This is a genomic window from Saccharopolyspora antiqui (genome assembly GCF_052246905.1).
GTDB lineage: Bacteria > Actinomycetota > Actinomycetes > Mycobacteriales > Pseudonocardiaceae > Saccharopolyspora.
In genome coordinates, this window is the sequence record NZ_JBQQBO010000001.1 from 154,062 (window position 1) to 177,074 (window position 23,013).

Below are 23,013 nucleotides of genomic sequence, written 5' to 3' on the forward strand. Positions count from 1 at the left end.
GTGCGCGGTTCGCCCGGAAGGTGAAGGACTCCTGGTAGGAGCGGGGCCGTCTAGGTTTTCACGGCAGGAGAGATCTCCTAGAAGTCAGCTCGGTTGCTGGCTTGGTTGCTCAGCGGTGTTCTCGTTGGGGTCGGCTGATCCGCTGCGGGCCAGCCGGTGGGCCTTGCGGAGCAGGGAGTCGTTCGGCTGGTCGGATGGGGTGGCGTTGAGTTGTTGAAGGCTCCACAACCGGTCTGCGGTCAGATGTCGGCCGCCCGTGGCGAGTCCCCAGAACCCCACGCCCACGGCGAGGGCGGCGTAGGCGCCCCAGATCGCGACGGGCGGTATCAGCAGTTCTGCCGTCAGGACGGCAATCGTCACGATGGCGACGGCGATCACGCCGAGTGCGGTGATGCTGAGGCCGATCCGGGTCAGGCGGCGGGCGGTGAGGAAGGCGCGGGCAGCTCGTACCAGCTCGGCGTCGAGATCGTCCTCGAAGGTGGTTGAGCTGTTCACCATCGGGGTCGGTTCGGGATGGTCGCGCTCATCGCCTTCGGAAGACGGCCCGTGCGATGCCTGCCCCGGTTCACAGTTCGTTGCTGTCCCTGCCTCGTGCATGTTGTTGATCTTGTCATTACGCGCGTCTCCGATCCGGTGCCGGTCCGCAGGCGGCGCGTGTCGTACCGCGCTCCCGGCGGTCACCGGCAGATCTCCGGTGCCGCATCCCGCCAGCGAGATCACGACCTACGGGCGTTCCGTGAGCAGCTCGGCCAGGTGGTCTGCGAGTTCGGTGAGCGAGTCCAAGCGTGATCCGCCGCGGGCGATGCGGAATCCGTGGCGGCGGGCCCAGAACGCCGCCTGGACGGCGTGGAGCTGGGCCCAACGCTGGACGCGTTCGCGATCGAGTTCCGCGGCCTCGACGAAGAGGTCCAGGGCGCGGTGCAGGGCCTTGCGCAGGTCGTCGGCTTCGACGAGCTTCAGCGCGAGCGACTTGAGCAGCGTGCCGCCGTCGTAAGCGGGATCTCCCGCATACCCCTTGGGGTCGACGGCCAGCCACGGTTCACGTTCGGCGCGCAGGATGTTGCGGGGGTGGAGGTCGCCGTGGATCACGATGTCCGGCTGGACGCGGCCCAGCTCGCGGACGGTCGCCACGGCGGCTTCCACCGCATGGCGCGGCAGGGCGTGCGTCAGCTCCCGGGCATCCTGGCGCAGTTCCTCCTCCCAGACGTCGGCCTGCGCCCGCAGCCGGGGCAGGCCGGGCGGTGCGGGGATGGCCAGTCGGCGATTGATCTGCCCCGCGACCGTCACAATCTCGTCGGTGTCCTCGACTTCGGCCAGGGTTGCGGTCTGAACCCGCTCCAGCAGCATCGCGAACCGCTCGTCAGCGCGCTCGTGCAGCAGGACGGCGCCGCGCCCGCCCCATACCGCGAACGCCTCCGGTTCGTGGACATTGCCGGGGTGCGGAAACGACACCTTCAGCACCGCGCTCCGCTCGGCCCGCTGTCGCACCGGGACGATCAACCCGACACCGCCGTGCATGACCTCGCCATCCGGCACGCATTCCCAGCGCCCCAACAGCTCTGCCACGATCCCGGGAAGTTCGACGAGCCACGCCGCTGCGGGCTCGCCGTCCCGCTCGACACTGCTCCGCGTGAACGCTTCTGGTATCTCGATCACCCGGGCACCTTACGGCCGGGTCGAGGGGTGCAGCTCGTGGAACTCCCGAAATCGGCACGGCGACGAGCCGTCGGGGATGCGCTGGGAAGCCCGAGCAGGTGTGCCGGACTTCCCAGCCTCGGCGCGGAATCAGCCGACGTTCGGCACGAGCCTTCCGGTGGACGCGTGCACGGCGTCGTCGCCCGCGAACGACACGGATGCGCCACGCCAGTTCATCCCGGGCACCGACGCGCAGCCCCCGTTGCCGGTGGTCAGGTCGAGCGACTCCTTGCCCTTGGCCAAGTGCACCGACTTGCCGGGGAAGCCCATGCCGTTGCTGGCGTTGACCAGGCACAGGTCGCCCTGGGCGTCTGCCTCGCGGACGACCAGTTCGGAGTCGACCGCCTCACCGGCCGCGGCCACGATCAGGGCGGGCTGGTTGGTCTGCACGCCATCGGCGCCCATCGACCGGGCGAGCTGGAACTGGGCCACTTCCTGGTCGGCCCCGGCGTCGTACGCGTGCGGCATGACGATCGAACACGCGTCGTGGGCCGCGGCGATGGACTCGGGAGAGTACTCGTCCAGCCGCGAGCCGAACACCTTGAAGACCTCAGCGATCTCGTAGATCAGGAAACCCGGCTCCCAGGTGTCGCGGTTGTAGATCATCCGGGCACCGGGCTCGGCGGCGAGGACCTGCGGGTCGCCGGTGTTGAGGATCGACTCTTCGATGAGACCGTAGTCCCCCACCAGTTCGGCGACCTCGCTGTCGTCGGTCACCGACCCCTTGATGTCGAGTTCGACCCCGCGACCAACGCGCTTGGCGAGGGCGAGGATCTCATCGAGCGAGGCGACCTGCGATCCGTCGTACTCGCTGCCGATCCAGGGCGCGTAGTCGGCGGCGTTCAAGGCCCGCACCTCGTCGAAGGTCAGGTTCTTGACCTCGCCGGTGCCGTTGGTCGTGCGGTCGACCGTGGAGTCGTGCATCGCCACGAAACGCCCGTCGCTGGTCTGCTGGACATCGACCTCCACCAGGTCGACCCCGTAAGCGAAGGCGTACTCGTAGGACTTCAGCGTGTTCTCGGGGGCGAGTGTCAACGCTCCCCGGTGCGCCGAGATGATCACGTTGTCGGACCCCTCGTCCGGGGTGCCCGCGTCGTCCCAACGGCCCGGCTCCGGGACTTCGTCGCACGGCGGCTGCTGAGCCAACGGCTTCAACTCGGCCAGCGCCTGCCGGTACTGCTCGATCCGGGGGTCCTCGTCGGCGTTCGCGCTGGTCTGGGTGACGACCAGCCCAGCGGTGACCGCGGCGACGGCGATCAGCGCACGCGCAGACCGGCGTGCGGTGGGCAATGACATGTTCGTCCTCTCGACGATGTCGGTGACCGCTAGGACTATCGGCGCATTGCCGTACCGCCCGGTGAACCGGGCATGACGCCTGGGCAGCACATCCTCGACTTCTCCGCTTTTCCGCGTGCGCGGACTTCCAGGTGGGCAGCCAGCAGCCACCTCTGCTTGGCGCAACACGGTTCGGGGGATGCCGCGTTCAGCGTGGTCGCGGGCCGCCGAAATCGTCGATCAGGCGCATCAGGTGGGGGAGAACGCGGTCGCCGTCCAGCCCGTCGTGTTCGTATTCGTTGGTCACCCAGGCGCGCAGGTTGCCGACCGCGTCGGCGGTCTGCAACTGCAGGCCGGAATCGACGTACATGTCGTCGAAGTAGACCGCGGCCGCCACCGGTACCTCGTTGGCGGCGAGACGTTCCAGGTCGTACAGCCGAGTCCAGGTTTCGCGCCCGGCGAGGACGTCTACCGCGGCCCGGAACGGTCGAAGCGCGCGGATCTCCTCGAACATCCACGGGTACATCATTTCGCCGGTGAACAGCAACGGTCTGCCGTCCTCCCCGAACTCGGGGTGGTTGGCCCGTTCCCGCTGCGCCGCCCAGGCGGTGGCTCCGCTGCTCTCGGTGCCGTAGATGCTCTCCTGCAGCACCGCGAACAGCGGATTGTCCAAATAGGACGTCCGGTTCCAGACCTGCCCGAGGAACGTCGGTGACAGCCGCTGCATCGCGTCGTCGGTGAACGCCTCGTCGAAGAGCCAGTGCATCCGCTCGAAGCCGGGTTTCATGCCGAAGTCCAGCCCCAGCGCCTGCAACCGCCGGACGGTGAGCACGTCGCCGTCCGGCAGGAGCACCTCGGAACCGGTCAGCAGGTCGGCCACCCGCGCCACCCGCTCGACGTCCGCCGGGTAGCGCTGGTAGTACTCGCGGTTCTTCGCGGCAGTCCGGGGATAGGTGCGCCGGTAGACCTCGGCCGCGTCCGGGTGGACGCTGGCCAGGCCGCCGGTGACGTAGCAGGCGCGCAGCCCTTCCGGCGCGCGGGACAGGTAGGTCAGGGTGAGGAAACCCCCGTAGCTCTGGCCGAGGGTGCTCCACCGCTGCCCGCCGAAGACCTCGTTGCGCAGGTGTTCGGCGTCCGCCACGATGGAATCCGCGCGGAAGAACGTCAGGTACTCGGCCGCTGCCGCCGGGTCGAGGGAACCGATCAGCGCGCCGTCCACCGGTGAGCTGCGGCCGGTGCCGCGCTGGTCCAGCAGCACCACGCGGAACGTCTGCAGCGCGTGGTCGATCCAGCTCCGCCGCGTCACCGGCCGCGGCGACTTCCCGCCCGGCCCGCCCTGCAGGTAGAGCAGGCACGGCAGGTCCTCGTGGCGGCGGACCGGGTCGACCAGTTCCCGGGCGAACACCGTGATCGTGGCCTGGTCCCGGTCGTCGAACCAGTTGAGCGGAACGGATATCCGGTGGTCCCGGACGTGGATGCCCGGGAGGGTGTACTCGGCGCTGATCATGAGCTCGTCACCGCCCGACCGCGTATCCCTGGGCGCCGCGCGGATTCGCGGCCGCCTTGAGCCAGCCGTCCTCGCTGGCGACCGCGCTGACCCGGCCGAGGGCCCAGTCCGCCTCCACCTGCACCACGTGCCCACGCCTGCGCAGTTCGTCGATCACCGCGGGCTCGAACCGGTTCTCCAGCAGGAGTTCGCCGGGGTGCGCGTCGCGCGGGTAGAACGAGCTCGGCATGTGCGTGGAGTGGAACTCCGGGGCGTCGATCGCCTCCTGCAGGTTCATCCGGCCGTGGACGATGTTGAGGAAGACGTGCAGCGACCACTGGTCCTGGAAGTCCCCGCCCGGGGTGCCGAAGGCCAGCCACGGCCGCCCGTCGCGCAGCGCCAGCGACGGGGTCAGCGTGGTGCGCGGGCGGGCGCCGGGCCGCAGCGAGTTCGGCAGGTCGTCGGGCACCCAGAACATCTGGCCGCGGGTGCTCAGGCAGAAGCCGAGTCCGGGGATGGTGGGGGAGGCCTGGAACCAGCCGCCGCTGGGGGTCGCGGAGATCATCATCCCGGAGCTGTCCGCGACGTCCAGATGGCAGGTGTCGCCCCGGGTTTCACCGGTCGCCGCCACGGTGGGCTCCCCGGCACCCGACGCCGCACCGGTGACCGGGATGTCGGGGTAGGGCGGCAGCACCGGAGCGCGGCCCGCCGGCCCGCCGGGACGCAACTCCAGCGATGCGGTCTCGCCGATCAGGCGTCGGCGTTCGTCGTTGTACTGCGGGCTCAGCAGTTCCGCGACCGGCACCTCGGTGAACGCCGGATCGCCGTACCACGCCTCGCGATCCGCGAACGCGAGCTTGCCCGCCTCGATGACGGTGTGCACCCAGTCGGCAGATCCCGGACCCATCTCCTCCAGGTCGTAGCCCGCCAGCAGGGCCAACTGCTGCAGGAACACCGGGCCCTGCCCCCACGGACCGGTCTTGCAGATGGTGTGGCCGTGGTAGTCGAACGTGGTCGGCTCCTCCACACCGGGTTGCCAACCGGCGAGGTCGTCGGCCGTCAGCAGCCCGCCGTGGCGGCGGCCCGACGTGTCCAGCACCTCCGCTGACGCGCAGTACGCGCCGATCGCCTCCGCCACGAAACCCCGGTACCAGGCGTCGTGCGCGGCCTCGATCTGCGCGTCCCGCTCCACGTCCGCGGCCTCCGCCGCTTCGACAATCCGCCGGTAGGTGTTCGCCAGGACGGGGTTGCGGAACCGGCTACCGGCCGTCGGGACCGCGTCATCGGGCAGCCAGGTCCGCGCCGACGTCGGCCACTCGTCGCGGAACATCTCCGCGACGGTGCCGATCGCCTCGGCGACCCGCGCGAGCAGCGGGTGGCCGTGCTCCGCGTAGTGGATCGCCGGTTCCAGGACGTCGCGAACCGTCCAGGTGCCCCACCGCTTCAGCAGCAGCAACCAGGCGCCGAACGCGCCGGGCACCACCGTCGGCAGCAGGCCCGTTCCGGGCACCAGGTCGAGCCCGAGTTCGGCCAACCGCGCGCCGCTGGCCGCGGCCGGGGCCACGCCCTGACCGCAGACCACCCGCACCTGCTCGTCGTCCGGGGACCACAGCAGGATCGGCACCTCGCCGCCTGGTCCGTTGAGGTGGGGTTCGACCACCTGCAGCACGAACCCGGCCGCGACGGCGGCGTCCGCGGCGTTGCCGCCGCGTTCCAGGACGCTCATCCCGGTCGCCGACGCGAGCCAGTGCGTGCTGGCGACCATGCCGAAGTCGCCGACGATTTCAGGGCGTGTGGTGAACAAGACCGCTCCTTCCACCCGAGATGTCCGGTCCTCCGTTGGGAGTGACGAGATGGCACGAGACGAGGTGATCCTCGGCGGTGACCGCGGTGAGTGCCGGGGCCTCGGCTCGGCAGCGGTCCACGGCCACCGGACACCGGGGGTCGAACGAACAGCCCACCGGTCGCCCGCGCTGGCTCGGCAGATCACCGCTGAGCACCACCCGCTGCGCGGCACGATCGCCCGCCGGGTCGGGCACCGGTGCGGCCGACAGCAGGGCCTGCGTGTACGGGTGCTGCGGGTTGGCGAACAGTTCCTGCCGGGACGCCGTCTCGACGATCCTGCCGAGGTACATGACCGCGATGCGGTCGCTGATGAACTCCACGACGGACAGGTCGTGCGTGATGAACAGGCACGAGAACCCCATGTCCTGGCGCAGGTCCAGCAGCAGGTTCAGGATCGACGCCTGCACCGACACGTCCAGCGCGGACACCGGTTCATCGGCGATGACCAGCCGCGGCCCGGTGACCAGCGCCCGCGCCAGGGCGACCCGCTGGCGCTGGCCGCCGGAGAGCTCGTGCGGGTACCTCGACACCAGGTGCGCACCGAGCCCGACGCGTTCGAGCATCTCGCCAGCCCGGCGGCGGCGCCCGGCGCGGTCGCCGTCGCCGTGCTGGCGCAGCGGTTCGGCCACGATGGCGCCGATGGTCATCCGCGGGTTCAGCGAGGAGTACGCGTCCTGGAAGACGACGTGCACATCGCGGCGCAGCGGCCGGAGTTCGCGTCGACCGATCGTGGAGATGTCCTTGCCGAGCAGCCGCACGGTACCGGCCGTCGGGTTGATCAGCCGGGCGATGCACCGGCCGACGGTCGACTTGCCGCTGCCGGACTCGCCGACCAGCCCCAGCACCTCGCCCGCCGCGATGCGCAGGTCGACGCCGTCGACCGCGCGCACCGGCCCGTTCCTGCGCAGCAACCGCGAGTTCGCGCGGTAGTGCTTGACGAGTCCCTCGACCTCCAGGACGGTGTCGTCGCTCATCGTGTACCTCCCGGTCCTGGGTGGTGGCAGGCCACCAGGTGGTCGCCGCGGACCTCCTCGGCGACCGGGCGGGACGCCGTGCAGACGTCGCTGGCCCGGCCGCACCGCGCCGCGAACTGGCATTCGTCCGGGTCGGAAGTGGGCGGCGGCACCAGGCCCGGGATCTCGGTGAGCCGACGCCGCCCGCCGCGCAACACCGCTCGGCCCGGCAGCGCGCCGAGCAGCCCGAGGGTGTACGGGTGCTGCGGTTGGTCGAAGATCTCCCGGGTCGGCGACTGCTCGACGGGGCGCCCGGCGTACATCACCACCACCCGGTCCGCGATGTCCGCGACCACGCCCAGATCGTGGGTGATCAGGATGACGGCGGTGCCCAGGGTGTCGCGCAGGTTGCGGATCACGTCGAGGATTCCCGCCTGGATCGTGACGTCCAGGGCGGTGGTCGGCTCGTCCGCGATGAGCACCTTGGGGTTGCACGCCACCGCGATGGCGATCATCACGCGCTGCCGCATGCCACCGGAGAGCTCGTGCGGATACGCCCGGACCCGGTGCGCCGCGTCCGGGATGCCCACCAGCTCCAGCAGTTCCACGACGCGTTGGCGCAGCTGCGCGCCGGAGAGCCGCTGGTGCCGCCGGAGCACCTCGGCGATCTGGCGGCCGACCGGGTAGGACGGGTTCAGCGAGCTCATCGGCTCCTGGAAGACGACCGAGATCTCCGCGCCGCGGATGTCCCGCATCCGCTTCTCGGACAGGCCGGTCAGCTCGACCCCGTCCAGCACGACGGACCCGGAGAGGGTGGTGCTGTTGCGGTCCAGCAGGCGCGGGATCGACATGGCGGTCACCGACTTCCCGCAGCCGGACTCGCCGACCAGGGCGAGGATCTCGCCTTCCGCCAACGAGAACGAGACGTCCTTGGCGGCGATCACCGGGCCGTCCTCGGTGTGGAATTCGACCCGCAGGTTGGACACTTCCAGCAGGCTCATCATCAACCCCTCGGGTCCAGTACGTCGCGGAGGCCGTCGCCGAGCAGGTTGAACCCGAGCGTGGTCAGTGCGATGGCGATGCCGGGGAACAGCGCCAGCAGCGGATCCTGGGTGAGGAACTGCTGGGCGCTGGTGAGCATGACGCCCCAGGACGCGGTGGGCGGCTGCACGCCGAGGCCGAGGAAGCTCAGCGCCGCCTCGCCGATGATCCCGGCGGGGATGGCGACGGTGGCCTTCACGATCAGCGTGTTCGTCATGTTGGGCAGCACGGTCCTGGCCATGATCGCGATGTCACCGGCACCGTCGGCCACCGCTGCCTCGACGAATTCCTGCTCGCGCAACGCGATCGTCTCGCCGCGCACGATCCGCACCACCGACGGGACCTCCGCCACGGCCAACGCGATGATCACGTTCGGCAGCGACGGGCCTAGGATCGCGGCCATCACCACCGCGAAGATCAGGAACGGGAACGACAGCAGCACGTCGTTCACCCGCATCAGGACGGAGTCGGTCCAGCCCCGGTAGAAACCGGCGAGCAGCCCGATCGGGATGCCGACCAGCATCGCCAGCGCGGTGGAGAAGACCCCTGCCAGCAGCGAGACCTGGGCGCCGTTGCAGATCCGGGCGAGGACGTCCCGGCCGAGGTCGTCGGTGCCCAGCGGGTGCGCCGCGGACGGTCCCTGCAGGAGGTTGTCCAGGCCCAGCCGGGCCGGATCGCTGGTGACCAGCGGACCGACCAGCGCCAGCAGCAGGAACGCCAGCACGAGCACGGCGCCCGCCACGGCCATCTTCCGACGCAGGAAACGCCGCGCGATCCGGCGCCATCGCGGCGCTCCGGCGGGCGATGCCGGTGCGGGCGCGGCGCGCCCGATCACTGGCGCGGGGGTGTTCACGTGGTTCCTCCGGACAGTCGCACACGTGGGTTGAGGTAGGCGTAGGCGATGTCGACGAGCAGGTTCACCAGCACGTAGCCGACGACGGTGACCAGCACGGCACCCTGGACCACCGGGTAGTTCCGGGACGAAACACCGTCCACGATGAGCTTTCCGAAGCCCGGGATGACGAAGATCTGCTCGACGATGACCGCCCCGCTGATCAGCCCGGCGAGTTGCAGGCCGACCACCGTGGTCACCGTGGTGAGGCTGTTGCGCAGTGCGTGGGTGACTTCCCGCCAGCGGGGCACGCCTTTCGAGCGCGCGGTCCGCACGTAGTCCGCGGATAGTTGGCTGAGCAGGGCGGAACGGCTCTGCCGCATGATCACCGCCGCGAAACCGGTGCCGAGGACCAGCACCGGCATCACCATCCGGCTGAGGTTCTCCAGCGGATCGTCGGCGAATCCGACGAACCCCGATGCCGGGAGCACCCGGAGCTGGATGGAGAACACCACGATGCCCAGCAGGCCGAGCCAGAAGTGCGGCACGGACAGCCCGAACAGGCCGAACCCGTTGGCGAGGTAGTCGAACACCGAGCCGCGCCAGACCGCCGACACGACCCCGGCGAGCACCCCGATCACCAGGCCGACCAGGATCGACAGCGCGGTGAGCTCCAGCGTCACGGGCAGCCGCTCCAGCAGGACGTCGGTGACCGGCATCTTGTCCAGAGTGGACATTCCCAGGTTTCCGCGCAGCGCCTGACCGATGTAGGAGAAGTACTGCACCGGAAGCGGCTGGTCCAAGCCGAACTGCTGCCGGATCGCCGCGAGTGTCTCCGGTGAGGGGCTTTCCCCGCCCAGCACGTCGGCCGGGTCGCCGGGTAGCGCGCGGACGCCGAGGAACACCGCGATGCTGCCGAGGAAGAGCGTGATCACCGCGATTCCGATGCGGCGGAGCACGAACCGGATCATCAGGAATCCCTTGCCCTCTCTGGGGTTTCCCGTCAGTGGGTGAAGTAGGCGGTCTTGAAGCGGGGAATCCCGTCCGGGTAGTACTCGATGCCCTGAACGTTCTTGTTCGCACCGACGAACCAGCGGTTGTGGTAGAGGTAGAGCAGCGCGTGCGTGTCCGCGACCTGCCTGATGACCTGCGCGTACAGCTCACGACGCTGGTCCGGGACGTTCGTGCTGCCCGCCCGCTGCACCAGCGAGTCGAGCTCCGGGCTGCTCAGTCCGTTGAAGTTGTTCGAGCCGCCGGTGGTCACCAGGTCGTTGGTGTTGCCGTCCGGATCCACCCGCCCGGACCAGCCCTGCAGGTAGACGTCGAAGTCCCCGCTGCGGGCCAGTTTCAGCGCCGACACCTGGTCCAGCGGCTTCACCGACACGTCGAACCCGACGTCGTTGGCCATCGCCTGGATGACCTGCGCCTCGCGCTGGGGGGCGGAACCGGTGAGCACCATGAGCTCGACCGGTATCGGGGTGGGCAGCCCGGAAGCGGCGATGATGCGGCGCGCGCCCTCCGGGTCGTACGGCGTGCAGTTGACGTCGCTGTGCAGCGCGCTCTGCACGGGCAACGGCTGGCAGTCCACCACGTTCTGGTCGTTCCACACGGCCTTGTTGAGGGCGTTGCGGTCGATGCTCATCTCGAACGCCCGTCGCAGATCGACGGACTTGCTCAACGGAGTACCGGCCTCGGGGCGCACGTTGATGTGGATGGACTGGTAGGCCACCGTGTCGGAGCGCAGCACGCGGTTGCGCGCATCCGGTTCCGCCTGCAGCTTGAGCGCGTCGCTGGGATCCAGGTGCTCGGCCACCTGCGTGCTGCCAGCCTGCAGATTCGCGGTGGCCACCCCGGAGTTGTTGATGAACCGGTAGACGATTCCGCGCAGCTTCACCTTGTCCGCGTCGTAGTAGTAATCGGACTTGGTGAACTGGATTTCGCTGCCGGACAGTCGGCCGCTGTAGGTGAAGGGCCCGACGCAGATCGGGTCGGTGCTGAAATCGTCCCCGAGCTTGTGCAGCGCGGTCGGCGACATGATCAGACCCGCGCGGTCGGCGAGCTGGGCCACCAGCGGCGCGGACGGCCGCTTCAGTTCGATGTGGACGGTCATCGGATCGCGGACCGAAACGTTCGCGATGGCGGAGAGTTCGTTCTTCCGGGCCGAGGTCGGCAACGTGCGGTGCCGGTCGAGGGTCTCCTTGACGGCGGCCGCGTCCAGCGGGGTGCCGTCGTTGAAGGTGACCCCGGGACGTATCGGGATGTCCAGCGATTTCCCGTCCGCGGCGACCGTGGGCAGCGCGGCCGCCAGCTGCGGCACGATGTTCAGCCGGTCGTCGACGTCGTAGAGCTTCTCGCAGAAGCTGGTGAAGACCAGCCGTGCGGCGAAGTTGTTCGCATTCGTCGCGTCCAGGCTGTCCGGTTCGGTGGGCGTGGTGACCACGAGGATGTTCTGCTCGGGCCCACCGACATCGCCCGCGCCCGGTGTGGCGCAGGAAGTCAGCAGCAGGGCCGCCGCGGCGAAGGCAGCGGCCACCGGTCCTATCCGCATGAACACCCGACCACCAGTCGGAGCTCCAATAACATGTGACATATTACAGGCACACGGATGAACCCAAGTCAACGTTCGGGAGTTGGCGTAACTACACCGTTACCCGCGTGCACGCCATTCTTCAGCGGCGAAACGCCAGTCCGCGCGGAGTTCCGGCGCGGCGTTGGAAATCGCCAGGTCCGGCGTGCGGATCAGGACGTTGGGGCCGCCCCGATGAAGCAGGTCATCAACGATGCTCTGCATCGCGTACCGCGCACCCTGCTGGCGAGCACCCATTCAGCGGGTGCTCGGCGGTGATCTCCAACAGCGCAGCCAAAACCGGCGAAGGCTGGCCCGCCGCGGCGCTACCCACTGGAACCGGAGCCAGCGCTGCGTGACCAACGGCCGCACGGTCCCGGCGCGCATGACCGGGTCGGCGGGCATCGGGCCGAGGGTTACGGCTTGCGTCCCACGGCGCCGTAGGCGTTGCACGGCTTGTCCTGGCCGGAGTCGGACGGGTCGGGCCGCCATTGGTTGACCGGTACCAGGCCGGGCTCGACGAGTTCGAGTTCCTCGAAGCACTCGACCAATTGCGCTGGCGTGCGCAGGTGGTAGCGGTGACCCACCTCCGCCGCGCGGGCGACAGCGGCGAGGTAGACCTCGTCGTCGGTCCTGGCGCCGTCCAACAACGCCAGATAGCTGCCCGAGGGGACGGCGGCCATCAGCCGGTCCAGGATCGATCGCATGGTGGCGTACTCGGGGGCGGCGTGGCCGAAGATGCCCAACAGCATGACCGCGATCGGCTCGTTGAAGTTCAGCACGTTCTGCGCGTCGGCGATGATCGCTTCGGGGTCGCGCACGTCGGCGTCGATGTAGGTCGTCACCCCTTCCGGGGTGGTGTTGCGCAGCAAGGCGCGCGCATGGATCAGCACCAGCGGGTCGTTGTCCACGTAGACGATCCGCGAATCCGGCGCGACGCCCTGGGCGACCTCGTGGGTGTTCAGCTCGGTGGGCAGGCCGGTGCCGATGTCGAGGAACTGCCGGATACCGGCTTCGCTGGCCAGGTGGCGCACCGCCCGGACGAGGAAACCCCGGCACTGTTGCGCGTAGCCGCGGATGGTCGGGTCCGTCTTCGCGATCTCGTCGGCGGCCGCCCGGTCCGCCTCGTAGTTGTCCTTGCCCCCAAGCAGGGCATTCCAGACGCGCGCCGGGTGCGGCCTGTCGAATTGGATCCGCTGGGCCAGTTCCGGGTTCTCTGACGGTTCAACCATGGGAGTCCTCGTGCATTCTGTTGACCTGGTCAACGGGGTCGCGCAATGGCAAGGTGAGCCGCCGTCGCCAGCCAGCGCCGCCGTGGCCGCCATGCCTGCGCCGTGGGCGGTGGACTCGGCCGGGCATGCGGCGATGCGCACCCAGGCGTGCCTTTCGCGGCCGGTGCGCCCGTCCTGAGATCCACTTGATCACGATAACCCGCTACCGGTGCTCAACAGCCCGCCACTGGTGTTAAGCGCCCCACTACGCACGGTGGCACCAGCGCCCCGCCGTCGAGGTCGGCGACGATCTCGACATCCTGACCTGCCAGCAGACCGCGAAGCCGCTCGTCCTGGCCACCGATGGCCGACCCGCTAGGTGATGGCGGTGCCCCGATCCAGGGATCGACGGAGCAACCTTGAGGCCGCCGGGTTTGGATAGGTTGGGAGCACATCCGCACCGTCGAGAGCAGAAGAATCCATGGGTGAACGTCGTAACGGATACATCGTGACCAACGATTCGGTGCGCCTGCACTATGTGGAAGCCGGTGTCGGGGTTCCGTTGGTGCTGGTGCCGGGTTTTTCGCAGAGTGCTGCCGAGTTCGGAGCGCAGATCGACGATCTGAGCCGGGACCACCGGGTGATCGCCGTGGACCATCGTGGACACGGTGAGTCGGACAGGCCGCGGCACGGTTACCGGGTTTCCCGGCTGGCTGCTGATCTGCGGGATCTCCTTGAGGCCCTGGATCTTCGGGATGTCGTGCTGCTTGGCCATTCGTTGGGTTGCGCGGTCATCTGGTGCTACTGGGACTTGTTCGACCGCAGTCGCATCAGCCGCCTGGTTCTGGTGGACCAGGGGCCGCTGGCCGCGGTGGATCTGGCGCCAGCAGGTCGGGCCGCCGAGCTGGGTGCGATCTTCAGCGCGGAGGCGGGTTTCGGGATCGCGGCTGGGCTGCGTGGCACCGATGCGGTCGCCACCACGAGGTCCATCGTTGACATGATGCGCACTGCGGCGATGGGCGAGGACGAGGTCGAGTGGATCGTCGAGCAGAACCTCCTCCTCCCGCGCGAGCATGCCGCGAGCTTGCACCTGGATCACTACGGCAACGATTGGCGCGATGTGCTGCCGCGCATCACGGTGCCCACGCTGGTCATCGGTGGTGAGGTCAGCGTCTTCAGTCCCGGCGTCGGGCAGTGGGTCGCCGCGCAGATCCCGGGCGCGCGGCTGAAGACGTTCTCCGCGGCCGAGTTCGGCAGCCACCTGATGTTCCGGGAGAACGCAGAACTCTTCAACACCGTCGTACGGGACTTCCTCTCGAACGCGTAGACGCGCGGCGGGTTCGACGGCGTGCCAGCCCAACCCGCCCTGACCAAAGTCCCCGAGTCTGGCACCGGATCAACGCGGCCCTGGAAGTACCCCTGGTTCGCCACGAGTCAGCCAGGCACGCAACAATTTTCCTGTTACTCCAATGTTATCGCGTACTCCGTCATGGAAATGACGAGCGCACAGCGCCAGGAAGTGGGTCGGGTCATGGATCAGAGCGAGCGTTCCGCCGCGGAACTCGCCGCGGAGATGCTGGAGAAGCTCGCGGGATTCCAGCTCTCGCAAGCGTTGTACGCGGTGGCGAAGCTGGACCTCGCGGCGGCATTGCTGGACGGGCCGCGTCCGGTCGGGGAGCTGGCCGCGCTGACCGGGGTGCGGGAGGACTCGCTGCGGCGCCTGATGCACACCCTGACCGGATACGGGGTGTTCCGCCACGACAGCGGTGACTCGTTCTCCGTGACCGAACTCGGCGCCACCCTGGCCGCAGGCACCCCCGGCTCGGTGCGGGGCGTGGCGCTGTTCTGGATGGAGACGCACTACGCCCCCTTCGCCATGTTGACCGAGGCGGTGCGAACCGGCCGGTCGGGGCCGGAGTTGCTGCACGGGCAGTCGTTCTTCGACTACCTGGGTGATCACCCGGAACACACCCCAGCACTGACCGCCGCCATGGCGGACATGACGGCCGGGTCGCAGTCCGCGGTACTGGACGGGTATCGCCTTCCGGTGGGTAACGCGGTGGCCGACATCGGTGGTGCCGACGGCTCCGTCCTGGCCTCGCTCATCGCCGACGATCCCGGCCGCCGGGGCATCGTGCTCGATCTGCCGCACGTCGTCCAGGCCGCCCACGACAGGCTCGCGCAGGCCGGGCTCACCGACCGGGTCGAAGTGGTCGGCGGGGACTTCTTCCAGTCCGTTCCCAAGGCGGACGTCTACTTGCTCTCCACCGTCCTGCACGACTGGGACGACACCGCCTGCACCAACATCCTCAGCCGCATCCGGGAAGCCGCCGCACCCGGCGCGCGCCTGGTCGTCCTGGAAGTCGTGATGCCCGACGGCGACGACCCCCACCTGGGCAAGATCGCCGATCTCACCATGCTCGGCATGGTCACCGGCCGCGAGCGCACCACCACCGAATTCACCAATCTGCTGGGCGGAGCCGGTTTCACCGTCGACCGCATCATCGACGGCCCCGAAGGCGGCTACTCCCTAATCGAGGCGACACTGCGCTGAATCTGCCGACAGCTCGGGTCGGCGCGGGAGGTGGGATGCGATCAGGATCGGGGCGACCCTGCCTGACGTAGCGCGCCAGCTCGGGTGGCGCAGTGGCTCCTCCGTTCAGGGCCGGTAGTGGGTCGGCGGGTGGCCGGTGATCCGCTTGAAGGCGTTGCTGAACGCCGCCTCCGACGCGTACCCGAATTCGCCCGCGATGGACGCGATCGTCCGGTCCGTGGACCGGACTGTGCGAATCGCGGACTGCATTCGCCAGCGCGCCAGGTAATCCAGCGGAGGAACGCCGACCAATGTCTTGAACCGCAGTGCGAAATTGCTTCTGGACATACCCGCGGCGGCACCGGCGGCTCGCGCGTCCCGTTTCCCGCCTTTGTCCGAAAGCCGTTGTGCCGCTTCGGCGACAGTGATCGCGGTGGATCAGCAAGTGTCGGTTCCTCGACGACGAGCGCTGCGCACCCGAAGGCCCGCCACCCTCGTTGCGATCACCGGTTCCCGAGCACTGCCTGCAGGAGGCCGGGGAAGCGTGCCTCCACCTCGTCGCGGCGCACTCTGATGATTCGCTTGCGCCCGTCGGTGATGGTCCTGGTCAGGCCCGCCTCGCGGAGGACGCGGTAGTGGTGCGAGATGGTCGGGTTGCTCAGACCGAGGTCGATCTCCTCGACCAGGACGGCGCAGTCGATCGGCTCGGTGGTGTGGTACAGCGCGGTCATGAGCGCCCGCCTGCTGGGGTCGGCGAGCGCGTTGAGGATGACCGTGAGGTCGTAGGAATCGACCGAGGGTTCCGGGAGCGTGCGCGACATCCGTCTCCTCCGCTCAATTCTTTGACGCACATCGAATCATAGCCTAGTGTTCGCCCTGTGATGATTCGAGAACCATCGAATGATTTGGCGTCCTGGCGCCTGATCGTCCTCGCGGTCGGCACGTTCGTGCTCGGTGTCGACGGCTTCGTGTTGCCGGGGCTGCTGCCGCCCATCGCCGCGGATCTGTCGGTGAGCGTTGCCGCTGCTGGCCAGCTGACCACCGCGTTCGCCGTTGCGTACGCGGTGGGGTCGCCGATCATCGCAACGGCGACCGGCCGGATGGATCGGCGCGTGGTCATCGGCGCGGGCATGGTCGCCTTCCTGGTCGGCATGGTGCTGCAGGCTGCGGGCCCTTCCTACGCGGTCGTGCTGGTCGGCCGCATCGTTGCCGCGCTCGGTGCGGCGGCGTTTCAGGCCAATGCTTTTGCGGTGGCCGGTGTGCTGTCCCGCCCCGAGCGCAGGGCCCGGTCGTTCGCGATGATCGGTGCGGGTTCCAGCCTCGCTTCGGTGCTCGGGGTGCCCTTCGGGCTGTTGACCGGGCAGTGGTTGGGCTGGCGGGGTGCGATGTGGATGCTCGTGGTGCTCGCAGCCGTCGCTGCGGTGCTCGCCGTTGTCGGCGTGCCCTCGGTCACGCTGCCTGCGACTTCACTGCGGAGCAGGGTTTCGGTGCTCGTCAACCCGCGCATTCTGGTGCTGCTGGTCGTCAGTGCGCTCGTGCTCGCACCGCTCTACCTGGTGTTGTCCTACGCCGCGGCCGTCGTCGGTGTGAGCACCTCGGCCAGCGACGCCATTTTGGTCGCCATGTTCGTCTTCGGCGCCGGTTTCTTCACGGGAAACCGCCTCGTCGGACGGATTGCCGACCGGTTCGACTCGCTGGCCACCATCACCGCGGCGCTGGCCGCCACGATCTGCGCGACCGCCGTCCTGGGCGCTGTTCAGCACTGGTTCGTGCCGACCCTCGTCGCGCTGTTCACCCTCGGCCTCGTCGGATCCTTCCCGTTCGTCCCGCAGCAGAACCGGGTGTTCGTCGCGGGCGGCGACGACGCTGCCGTCGCGCTCAGCTTGAACGGATCGATGAACTACGTCGGCACGGCGATCGGCGCAGCCCTCGGTGGTGCGGTGCTCTCACTGGTAGGAGTCCTCTGGCTGGCCCCGGCCGCCGCCGTCCTCGCCGCCATCGTGGTCGGCATTACCCGGCTGACCGCACCCGAGCGGCGCAATGCGATCAGCCCGACTGCCGCGATGACGTCGACCGGCGCCTGAACGGAGGTGCGATGTCGGAAACGTCTTTCGGTGAAAGCCGTGTGGTCACCGCGACGGCCGTTGCTCTGTCCGCTCCGTTAGATGTCTAATAAAATCCTTATCAGCCATGTCGGGTGGACTCCTTGGTGTGGAACGGAGGGTGAGATGGGTCGAGCGTCACGTGCCGACGCGGCGAGGCACCGCGAGGAGGTGGTGACCGCGACGGCGAAGCTGATTCGCGAGCGCGGTAGCACGGGTACGAGCGTGCAGGAACTCATGTCGAGTGTCGGCCTGACGCACGGCGGGTTCTACAAGCACTTCAAATCCAAGGACGAGTTGCTGGGCCTCGCCGTCACGGCCGCGTTCGGCGAACTCGCCAGCCAGCTGACCCAGATCTCCGAAGACTTTCCCGACAGGGCACAAGCGTGGCGGGAGCTGCTCGGCGGCTATCTGTCGACCGAGCACCGCGATGACTCGGGCGCCGGGTGCGCCAGCACGGCTCTTGCCTGCGATGCCGCTCGGGCACCTGCCGGGAGTCCGCTGCGGACCTCCTACCTGACGGGTGTGGGGCACGCCATCGCGCTCATCGCCGAATTCCAGGAAGCTCCGGGACAGACCGAGGATGACGCCCATCGCCGAGCCATCGTCGGTTTCGCGACGATGGTCGGCGCCCTCACGCTGGCGCGTGCGACCGGACGAACCCCGTTGTCCGACACCATCCTGCAGGTCGTCCACGACGCCCTTGAAGGTGACCAGCCGACGGAGCTACCGGACACGACGTAGTGGTGAGATAGCCGACGAACGCCAGCCGACCGGAGTCCACGGTTGCGGGAAGGACCCGGGGAAACAGCATCGAGCTCGTTCGGCCCGAGGCTGAACCGGGGTCCTCGCCGGCCATGAATGACGTCAGCCTGCCGTGGACAGATCGGGGTAGATCAGTTCCAGGCCGCCGGAAAGCGCGGACTTGACCCGACGGGTTCCCTCGTCGGCGATGACTTCGGGCACCCGGGCCTGGATTCCATCCAGCGCGGTGGCTGCCACCAGTGCGGGGTGGATTTTCTCGGACGCAGCAACGTAGTCGGCCATGTCGGTGTCCATGTAACCCACGTGCAGGGCGGTCACGTCGATGCCCATGGGCGCGAGTTCCTGGCGGACCACGTTGGTCATCGCCCATGCTGCGGACTTGGCCGCGGAGTAGGCGCCGTAGGCCGGAAAATGGGCCCAGGAAAGAATCGACAGAACATTGAGCACCGCGCCGCCTCCGTTCGCCTCCAGCGCCGGGGCGAAGCCTCGGATGACGTTGAGATGACCGAAGAAGGCGGTTTCCATCTCCAACTGGATCTTCGCCATGTCGCCGGTCACCAGCGGTGTGTGGGTGGAGATTCCGGCGTTGTTGATCAGCAAGCTGACATCCGGCGCTGCGGTGACGGCCTCCGCGATGGAGGCGGGGTCCGTGATGTCCAGCTCCAGCGGAACGACCCCCGGGCTGTCCACCGCAGCTGGGTTGCGCGCGGCAGCGTAGACCTTCGCCGCCCCCCGCCTGAGCAGTTCCTCGGCGAAGCACCTTCCAAGACCCCGGTTCGCCCCGGTGACCAGCGCGACCGCGTTGCTTATCTCCATGTTCTCCAGACCTCCATGAGGGTGGCGGGCAGTCATATAGATGATAGTCAGAATCTAAACCGGCTGTCACTCTGGTGACCCGCCACGGCGCCACGAGCCGCCACGGCGGCTCGTGGTCGGGTTGGCCTGCGCGGGTGCTGACGAGTGGGTTGATCGGCTGGGCGGGGCTTCGGCCCGGGACGGCGCCTGGGGCTTTCCGGGTGAGTGTGTTCGTATTTCCGGTTGTTTCATCCGGAACAGATCCGTGTTACGAAGCTTGTCGTGTGACCGCAGCCATGTCCCGTCGACGTCTCGGCCAGCTACATTTACCGGCCAGACGACGGGAGGGCTCGTGAACGCAGCCGAGAACGCACGCGACACCCTGGTCGAGGGGCTGGGACGGCGCGGCTTCCTGCGCGCGGCAGCGGTGCTGGGCGGTGGCGGCGCCGCGGCCGCTGGCACGTCCGGGTCCGCTGCGGCGGCGCCCCTGGTCACCGTGCCACGGCAGATCCTGCAGCCCGGCAGCGGACCGATCCACGGGCAGCACTACCTGTCCTCGCTGCCCGACCAGGTTCGGTGGGGCTACGTCCCTTCCACCGGCAGCGAGCCGGTGCTCCGGATGCGTTCCGGGGAAACGGTCACGGTGGATTCCGTTTCCCACGAAGGAATCCTCGAAGATCAGGGCCGCGACCCCGTGGCGTACTTCGGTTCGCACGGAGTTCCGGCCGACGAGGTGCTCACCGACGCGATCGAGATAGCGGCCCACTACGACCGCACGCCCCGCGACTTCGATCGCGACGGCCCGCACGTGATCACCGGACCGATCTACGTGGACGGAGCAGCGCCCGGGGACGTGCTGAAGATCGAGATGCTGTCGTTCCTGCCGCGGGTGCCCTATGGCGTGGTGTCCAGTCGCCACGGCAAGGGAGCGCTGGCCCGGATGGCTGATGGATTGGCTCCGGCGGGGATCACGCTCGCGGAGGTCATGCCGCCGATCGAGACGGACGGGCGAGACACCGGCGTGCCCACGGAGTACGGCAACGTTTCGGTCTTCACGCCGGTCAAATCGGGCGAACGCGGTGCTGTCGGCGCGATGCCGCGCGGCACCGGCAAGGAGGTGCGGTTTCCGCTGCGCCCGTTCATGGGCGTCACCGGTGTCGCGTTCTCGTCCGCGGCGAGCCTGACCGATCCCGATCTCAACTCCATTCCGCCGACGCTCGGCGGCGGCAACATCGACATCAACCTGTTGACCGTCGGCACCACGTTCTACCTACCGGTCTTCGCCGAAGGCGCGCTCTTCTACGTCGGTGACCCGCACCTGGCCATGGGCGGCGGCGAGGTCGCCCTCACCGCGATGGAGGGAGCCGTCCGCGCGACCTTCCGGCTGACCGTCTGCGAACCGGGTTCCGACGATGCGCCCTCGGTCGCCTTCCACTACCCGTTCGGCGAAACCGATGACGCGTGGATCCCCATCGGACTGTCCGATCCGGACGGTGCGAAGGACGGACAGGGCAGCGATCTCGACATCGCGATGCGTCGTGCCGTCGTCAACGCGCTCGATTTCCTCCAGCGCGATCTCGGGATGGACCGCGCGGTCGCCTACGCCTACCTGTCCGCAGCGGCGGATTTCGAGGTGTCCCAGGTGGTCGACCGCACCACCGGAGTGCACGGCGTCATCCAGAAGTCGCACTTCGACTGAGCCGGTCATTTCGCCGGGGTTCTGGAGGGCCACGTCATCGGGTCACGGCTGCTTGGGCGTGCGACAGCAGTTCGTCCACCGACCACTGGTCGTATGCGTGCGTGCCGTGCTTGGCGGCGAGAACTCGGCCATCGGCGGCGATCAGGAAGTCGGCAGGCAACCCGAGTCGACCACCATCCTGCCTGGCTGCGGGCGGCCGGTACCTGCCCACGAGCGTTAGGGCCACGCCGCGGACGATCGCGCCCCAGGTTCGCGGATGCAGCAGTGCGCGACGGCCGGATTCCACGCCGAACTCGCGGTAATAGCGCTTGCCCGGATCGGCGATGACCGCGAAAGGCAGCTCGTAGGCGCGCAGTTCGTCTGCGGGGGAGTGGAAGAACACCACCTCGCGGATCCCCGCGGCGGTGATCTCGTCGTGCCGCTGCACGATCGAGCGCAGGTGCAGGTTGCAGATCGGGCATCCGGCGAACCGCCGGAACTGCAGGTGCACCAGGCGTTCGGGATCGGGAACGCGGACGTGTTCGCCGGTGACGGTGACCAACTCGCGGTCGCTGACTTCTCGCACACGGGCTCCTCTGTAAGCGTTGGGTGTACTCCTACGAAGCTATGCGCGTATGTTGTACGCTGTCAAACGTCATGCCACGCCCTCGATCCCTGACGCCCACCCAGATCGCGACCGCGGCGCTGACCGTCGCCGACAGGGACGGGCTCGGCGCCCTTTCGATGCGCACGGTCGCCCAGGAACTCGGCATGGGCACCATGTCGCTCTACCGCTACGTCACCGACCGCGGCCAGGTCGAGGAACTAGTGGTCGACCTGGTCCTGCAGGCCGTCGATCTGACCATGCCGCGCGGTTCGGCCGGGAAACGGTTGGGCGTGCTCGTCGAGCGCGTGCGGCTGGCGGTGTCCGAGCATCCGGTGGTCGTGCCGTTGCTGCTGACCCATCGACACCGCTCGCCGAGTTCGCGCCGCTGGGGTGAGACGGTGCTGGCGGTGCTGACAGACGCGGGATTCGTCGGGAAGCAACGGGTGATCGCCTTCCGGGCCGTCCTGGGATACGTCTTCGGCGCCTTGCAGGTCGAACACTTCAGCCCGCTGTCCGGGCCGGGTACCGCCACCCTGGCCGCGCTGCCGGTCGAGGAGTTCCCAATCCTGTCCGAGACCGCTGTCCAGGCCCGAACCATCCGGCCGGAGGAGGAGTTTCGACGCGGCTTCGGCATCCTGCTGCGCGGCCTCGGCCTCTGATGGTCGGTCCGCCAGGGTCGTGAACGCACACCGAACACGACGGTCGCCGGGTGTCGACTGGAGTTGTGGGCGGGGCTGAGGTGGCGCACGGCGGCCAGGGTTTCCAGGGCGGTACGAACTGATCGGCCGGTGGTGTCGCTCAGGTCAGGGCGAGGAAGCTGACGGCGACGGCGGCGGTGCCCAGGCCGACGAGCTGGCCGCGGTGGATGCGTTCGGCGAGCACGCCGCGGGCGAGCAGGACGGTGCCAGCCGGGTAGAGGGCGGTGATGACGGCGACGACGGCGAGATCGCCGCTTCGGGCGGCGAGCAGGAAACACAGGTTCGCCAGGGAGTCCAACACGCCTGCGGCTGCCGACAGGGCGAACGCGGGCCGTTCCGGCCCCAGCCGCCGGTGCAGCAGCCCTGCTGCCGTGAGGGTGACGACCGAGGAGACGGCCCGGCCGATGATCAGCGGGGCCAAGCCGCTGTCGGACGGCGCCTGGTGCAGGCAGATCAGCTGCAGGGCGATGGCCGCACCCGCGCCGAAGGTGAGCAGCAGGGCGGTGCGCGACGGGCGCACCGACCTCGCGCGGTGTCCGGCGCTGACCAGCACGACGGCGACCAGCGCGAGCGGCAGGCCGACCAGCCCGGCCGCCGACAGGCGCTCGCCCTGCACCAGGCCGACGCCGACCGGCAGCACGGCGGACACCAGCGCGGTCACCGGTGACAGCACGCTCATCGGACCGATCGCCAAGGTGCGGTAGAGCAGGGCGAACGCGGCGGCCGAGGCAACACCGGCGGCGGCGCCCCAACCGAGTGCGGCGGTGCTGAACGAAGCACCGAAGACCGGCCACAGCAGCAGCTCGATCGCGAGACTGGCGGGGGCCGCGATCATCACGATGCGCAGGACGTGGGCCTTGCGGGCACCCAGGCCGCCCAGGAAATCGGCGCATCCGTAGGCGAGCGAGCTGCACAGGCGACCGGAAGTCCA

Annotated in this window: 24 protein-coding genes; 7 read left to right on the forward strand and 17 right to left on the reverse strand. The window is 68.8% G+C overall.

The annotated features are described in order from the left end of the window. Positions 1–84 precede the first annotated feature (84 nt). The 12 genes from ACTWQN_RS00660 to ACTWQN_RS00715 all read right to left on the reverse strand — a co-directional run bounded on the left by ACTWQN_RS00660 (position 85) and on the right by ACTWQN_RS00715 (position 12,925). Complete coding sequence (locus ACTWQN_RS00660) at positions 85–720, reverse strand: hypothetical protein (RefSeq protein WP_443201288.1); 636 nt, start codon at positions 718–720, stop codon at positions 85–87. A 3-nt stretch (positions 721–723) separates the two neighbouring features. Continuing rightward, a complete protein-coding gene (locus ACTWQN_RS00665; RefSeq protein WP_443201289.1) occupies positions 724–1,656 on the reverse strand; it encodes an aminoglycoside phosphotransferase family protein in 933 nt (310 codons plus the stop codon). 129 nt (positions 1,657–1,785) lie between these two features. Continuing rightward, positions 1,786–2,991 carry a glycerophosphodiester phosphodiesterase gene (locus tag ACTWQN_RS00670; protein WP_443201290.1) on the reverse strand — a complete coding sequence of 402 codons (1,206 nt, stop codon included), beginning with the start codon at positions 2,989–2,991 and terminating at the stop codon, positions 1,786–1,788. A gap of 187 nt (positions 2,992–3,178) precedes the next feature. Further along, positions 3,179–4,477: an alpha/beta fold hydrolase gene (locus ACTWQN_RS00675; RefSeq protein WP_443201291.1), complete on the reverse strand. Its 1,299-nt coding sequence runs from the start codon at positions 4,475–4,477 to the stop codon at positions 3,179–3,181. A 7-nt stretch (positions 4,478–4,484) separates the two neighbouring features. After that, positions 4,485–6,260 carry a gamma-glutamyltransferase family protein gene (locus tag ACTWQN_RS00680; RefSeq protein ID WP_443201292.1) on the reverse strand — a complete coding sequence of 592 codons (1,776 nt, stop codon included), beginning with the start codon at positions 6,258–6,260 and terminating at the stop codon, positions 4,485–4,487. Next, positions 6,241–7,275, reverse strand: coding sequence for an ABC transporter ATP-binding protein (locus ACTWQN_RS00685; RefSeq protein WP_443201293.1), 1,035 nt, complete (start codon positions 7,273–7,275; stop codon positions 6,241–6,243). Before ACTWQN_RS00685 ends, ACTWQN_RS00680 begins: the two co-directional genes overlap by 20 nt. Continuing rightward, a complete protein-coding gene (locus ACTWQN_RS00690; protein WP_443201294.1) occupies positions 7,272–8,255 on the reverse strand; it encodes an ABC transporter ATP-binding protein in 984 nt (327 codons plus the stop codon). The genes ACTWQN_RS00685 and ACTWQN_RS00690 overlap by 4 nt, the downstream gene beginning before the upstream one ends. A 2-nt stretch (positions 8,256–8,257) precedes the next feature. Next, entirely contained in the window at positions 8,258–9,148 is an 891-nt protein-coding gene (locus ACTWQN_RS00695; RefSeq protein ID WP_443201295.1) for an ABC transporter permease, read from the reverse strand. Next, positions 9,145–10,098 carry an ABC transporter permease gene (locus ACTWQN_RS00700; RefSeq protein WP_443201296.1) on the reverse strand — a complete coding sequence of 318 codons (954 nt, stop codon included), beginning with the start codon at positions 10,096–10,098 and terminating at the stop codon, positions 9,145–9,147. The genes ACTWQN_RS00695 and ACTWQN_RS00700 overlap by 4 nt, the downstream gene beginning before the upstream one ends. 32 nt (positions 10,099–10,130) lie before the next feature. After that, entirely contained in the window at positions 10,131–11,675 is a 1,545-nt protein-coding gene (locus tag ACTWQN_RS00705; RefSeq protein WP_443202000.1) for an ABC transporter substrate-binding protein, read from the reverse strand. A gap of 99 nt (positions 11,676–11,774) precedes the next feature. After that, positions 11,775–11,918 (reverse strand): hypothetical protein, encoded by a 144-nt coding sequence (locus ACTWQN_RS00710; RefSeq protein ID WP_443201297.1) that lies wholly within the window; start codon positions 11,916–11,918, stop codon positions 11,775–11,777. A 191-nt stretch (positions 11,919–12,109) separates the two neighbouring features. Beyond that, positions 12,110–12,925, reverse strand: coding sequence for an SAM-dependent methyltransferase (locus tag ACTWQN_RS00715; protein WP_443201298.1), 816 nt, complete (start codon positions 12,923–12,925; stop codon positions 12,110–12,112). A gap of 10 nt (positions 12,926–12,935) precedes the next feature. Between ACTWQN_RS00715 and ACTWQN_RS00720 the strand changes: the two genes are divergently transcribed. From ACTWQN_RS00720 to ACTWQN_RS00730, 3 genes are all read left to right on the forward strand, one after another. Continuing rightward, on the forward strand, positions 12,936–13,103 hold the full coding sequence (locus ACTWQN_RS00720; RefSeq protein ID WP_443201299.1) for a hypothetical protein: 168 nt from the start codon (positions 12,936–12,938) through the stop codon (positions 13,101–13,103). Positions 13,104–13,385: 282 nt separating this feature from the next. Then, positions 13,386–14,231 (forward strand): alpha/beta fold hydrolase, encoded by an 846-nt coding sequence (locus tag ACTWQN_RS00725; protein ID WP_443201300.1) that lies wholly within the window; start codon positions 13,386–13,388, stop codon positions 14,229–14,231. Between the two features lie 204 nt (positions 14,232–14,435). After that, positions 14,436–15,458, forward strand: coding sequence for a methyltransferase (locus tag ACTWQN_RS00730; RefSeq protein WP_443201301.1), 1,023 nt, complete (start codon positions 14,436–14,438; stop codon positions 15,456–15,458). A gap of 105 nt (positions 15,459–15,563) precedes the next feature. Here ACTWQN_RS00730 and ACTWQN_RS00735 read toward each other — a convergent pair whose 3' ends face one another. Next, positions 15,564–15,785, reverse strand: a complete 222-nt coding sequence (locus ACTWQN_RS00735; protein ID WP_443201302.1) for a helix-turn-helix domain-containing protein — start codon at positions 15,783–15,785, stop codon at positions 15,564–15,566. A gap of 155 nt (positions 15,786–15,940) precedes the next feature. Further along, positions 15,941–16,258 (reverse strand): ArsR/SmtB family transcription factor, encoded by a 318-nt coding sequence (locus ACTWQN_RS00740; RefSeq protein ID WP_443201303.1) that lies wholly within the window; start codon positions 16,256–16,258, stop codon positions 15,941–15,943. Between the two features lie 84 nt (positions 16,259–16,342). Between ACTWQN_RS00740 and ACTWQN_RS00745 the strand changes: the two genes are divergently transcribed. Together ACTWQN_RS00745 and ACTWQN_RS00750 are read left to right on the forward strand one after the other, a co-directional pair. Then, complete coding sequence (locus tag ACTWQN_RS00745) at positions 16,343–17,521, forward strand: MFS transporter (protein WP_443201304.1); 1,179 nt, start codon at positions 16,343–16,345, stop codon at positions 17,519–17,521. 192 nt (positions 17,522–17,713) lie between these two features. Continuing rightward, positions 17,714–18,283 carry a TetR/AcrR family transcriptional regulator gene (locus ACTWQN_RS00750; RefSeq protein ID WP_443201305.1) on the forward strand — a complete coding sequence of 190 codons (570 nt, stop codon included), beginning with the start codon at positions 17,714–17,716 and terminating at the stop codon, positions 18,281–18,283. Between the two features lie 123 nt (positions 18,284–18,406). On the opposite strand, the gene ACTWQN_RS00755 is transcribed toward ACTWQN_RS00750, so the two are convergent. Then, on the reverse strand, positions 18,407–19,156 hold the full coding sequence (locus ACTWQN_RS00755) for an SDR family oxidoreductase (RefSeq protein ID WP_443201306.1): 750 nt from the start codon (positions 19,154–19,156) through the stop codon (positions 18,407–18,409). Between the two features lie 295 nt (positions 19,157–19,451). Between ACTWQN_RS00755 and ACTWQN_RS00760 the strand changes: the two genes are divergently transcribed. Beyond that, positions 19,452–20,798, forward strand: coding sequence for an acetamidase/formamidase family protein (locus ACTWQN_RS00760; RefSeq protein ID WP_443201307.1), 1,347 nt, complete (start codon positions 19,452–19,454; stop codon positions 20,796–20,798). A gap of 34 nt (positions 20,799–20,832) precedes the next feature. Here the strand turns inward: ACTWQN_RS00760 and ACTWQN_RS00765 are convergent, their stop codons facing one another. Further along, entirely contained in the window at positions 20,833–21,363 is a 531-nt protein-coding gene (locus ACTWQN_RS00765; protein ID WP_443201308.1) for a peroxiredoxin-like family protein, read from the reverse strand. Between the two features lie 71 nt (positions 21,364–21,434). On the opposite strand from ACTWQN_RS00765, the gene ACTWQN_RS00770 reads away from it, so the two are divergent. Further along, a complete protein-coding gene (locus tag ACTWQN_RS00770; protein ID WP_443201309.1) occupies positions 21,435–22,043 on the forward strand; it encodes a TetR/AcrR family transcriptional regulator in 609 nt (202 codons plus the stop codon). Between the two features lie 139 nt (positions 22,044–22,182). On the opposite strand, the gene ACTWQN_RS00775 is transcribed toward ACTWQN_RS00770, so the two are convergent. Next, positions 22,183–22,920, reverse strand: coding sequence for an EamA family transporter (locus ACTWQN_RS00775; protein ID WP_443201310.1), 738 nt, complete (start codon positions 22,918–22,920; stop codon positions 22,183–22,185). Positions 22,921–23,013 lie beyond the last annotated feature (93 nt).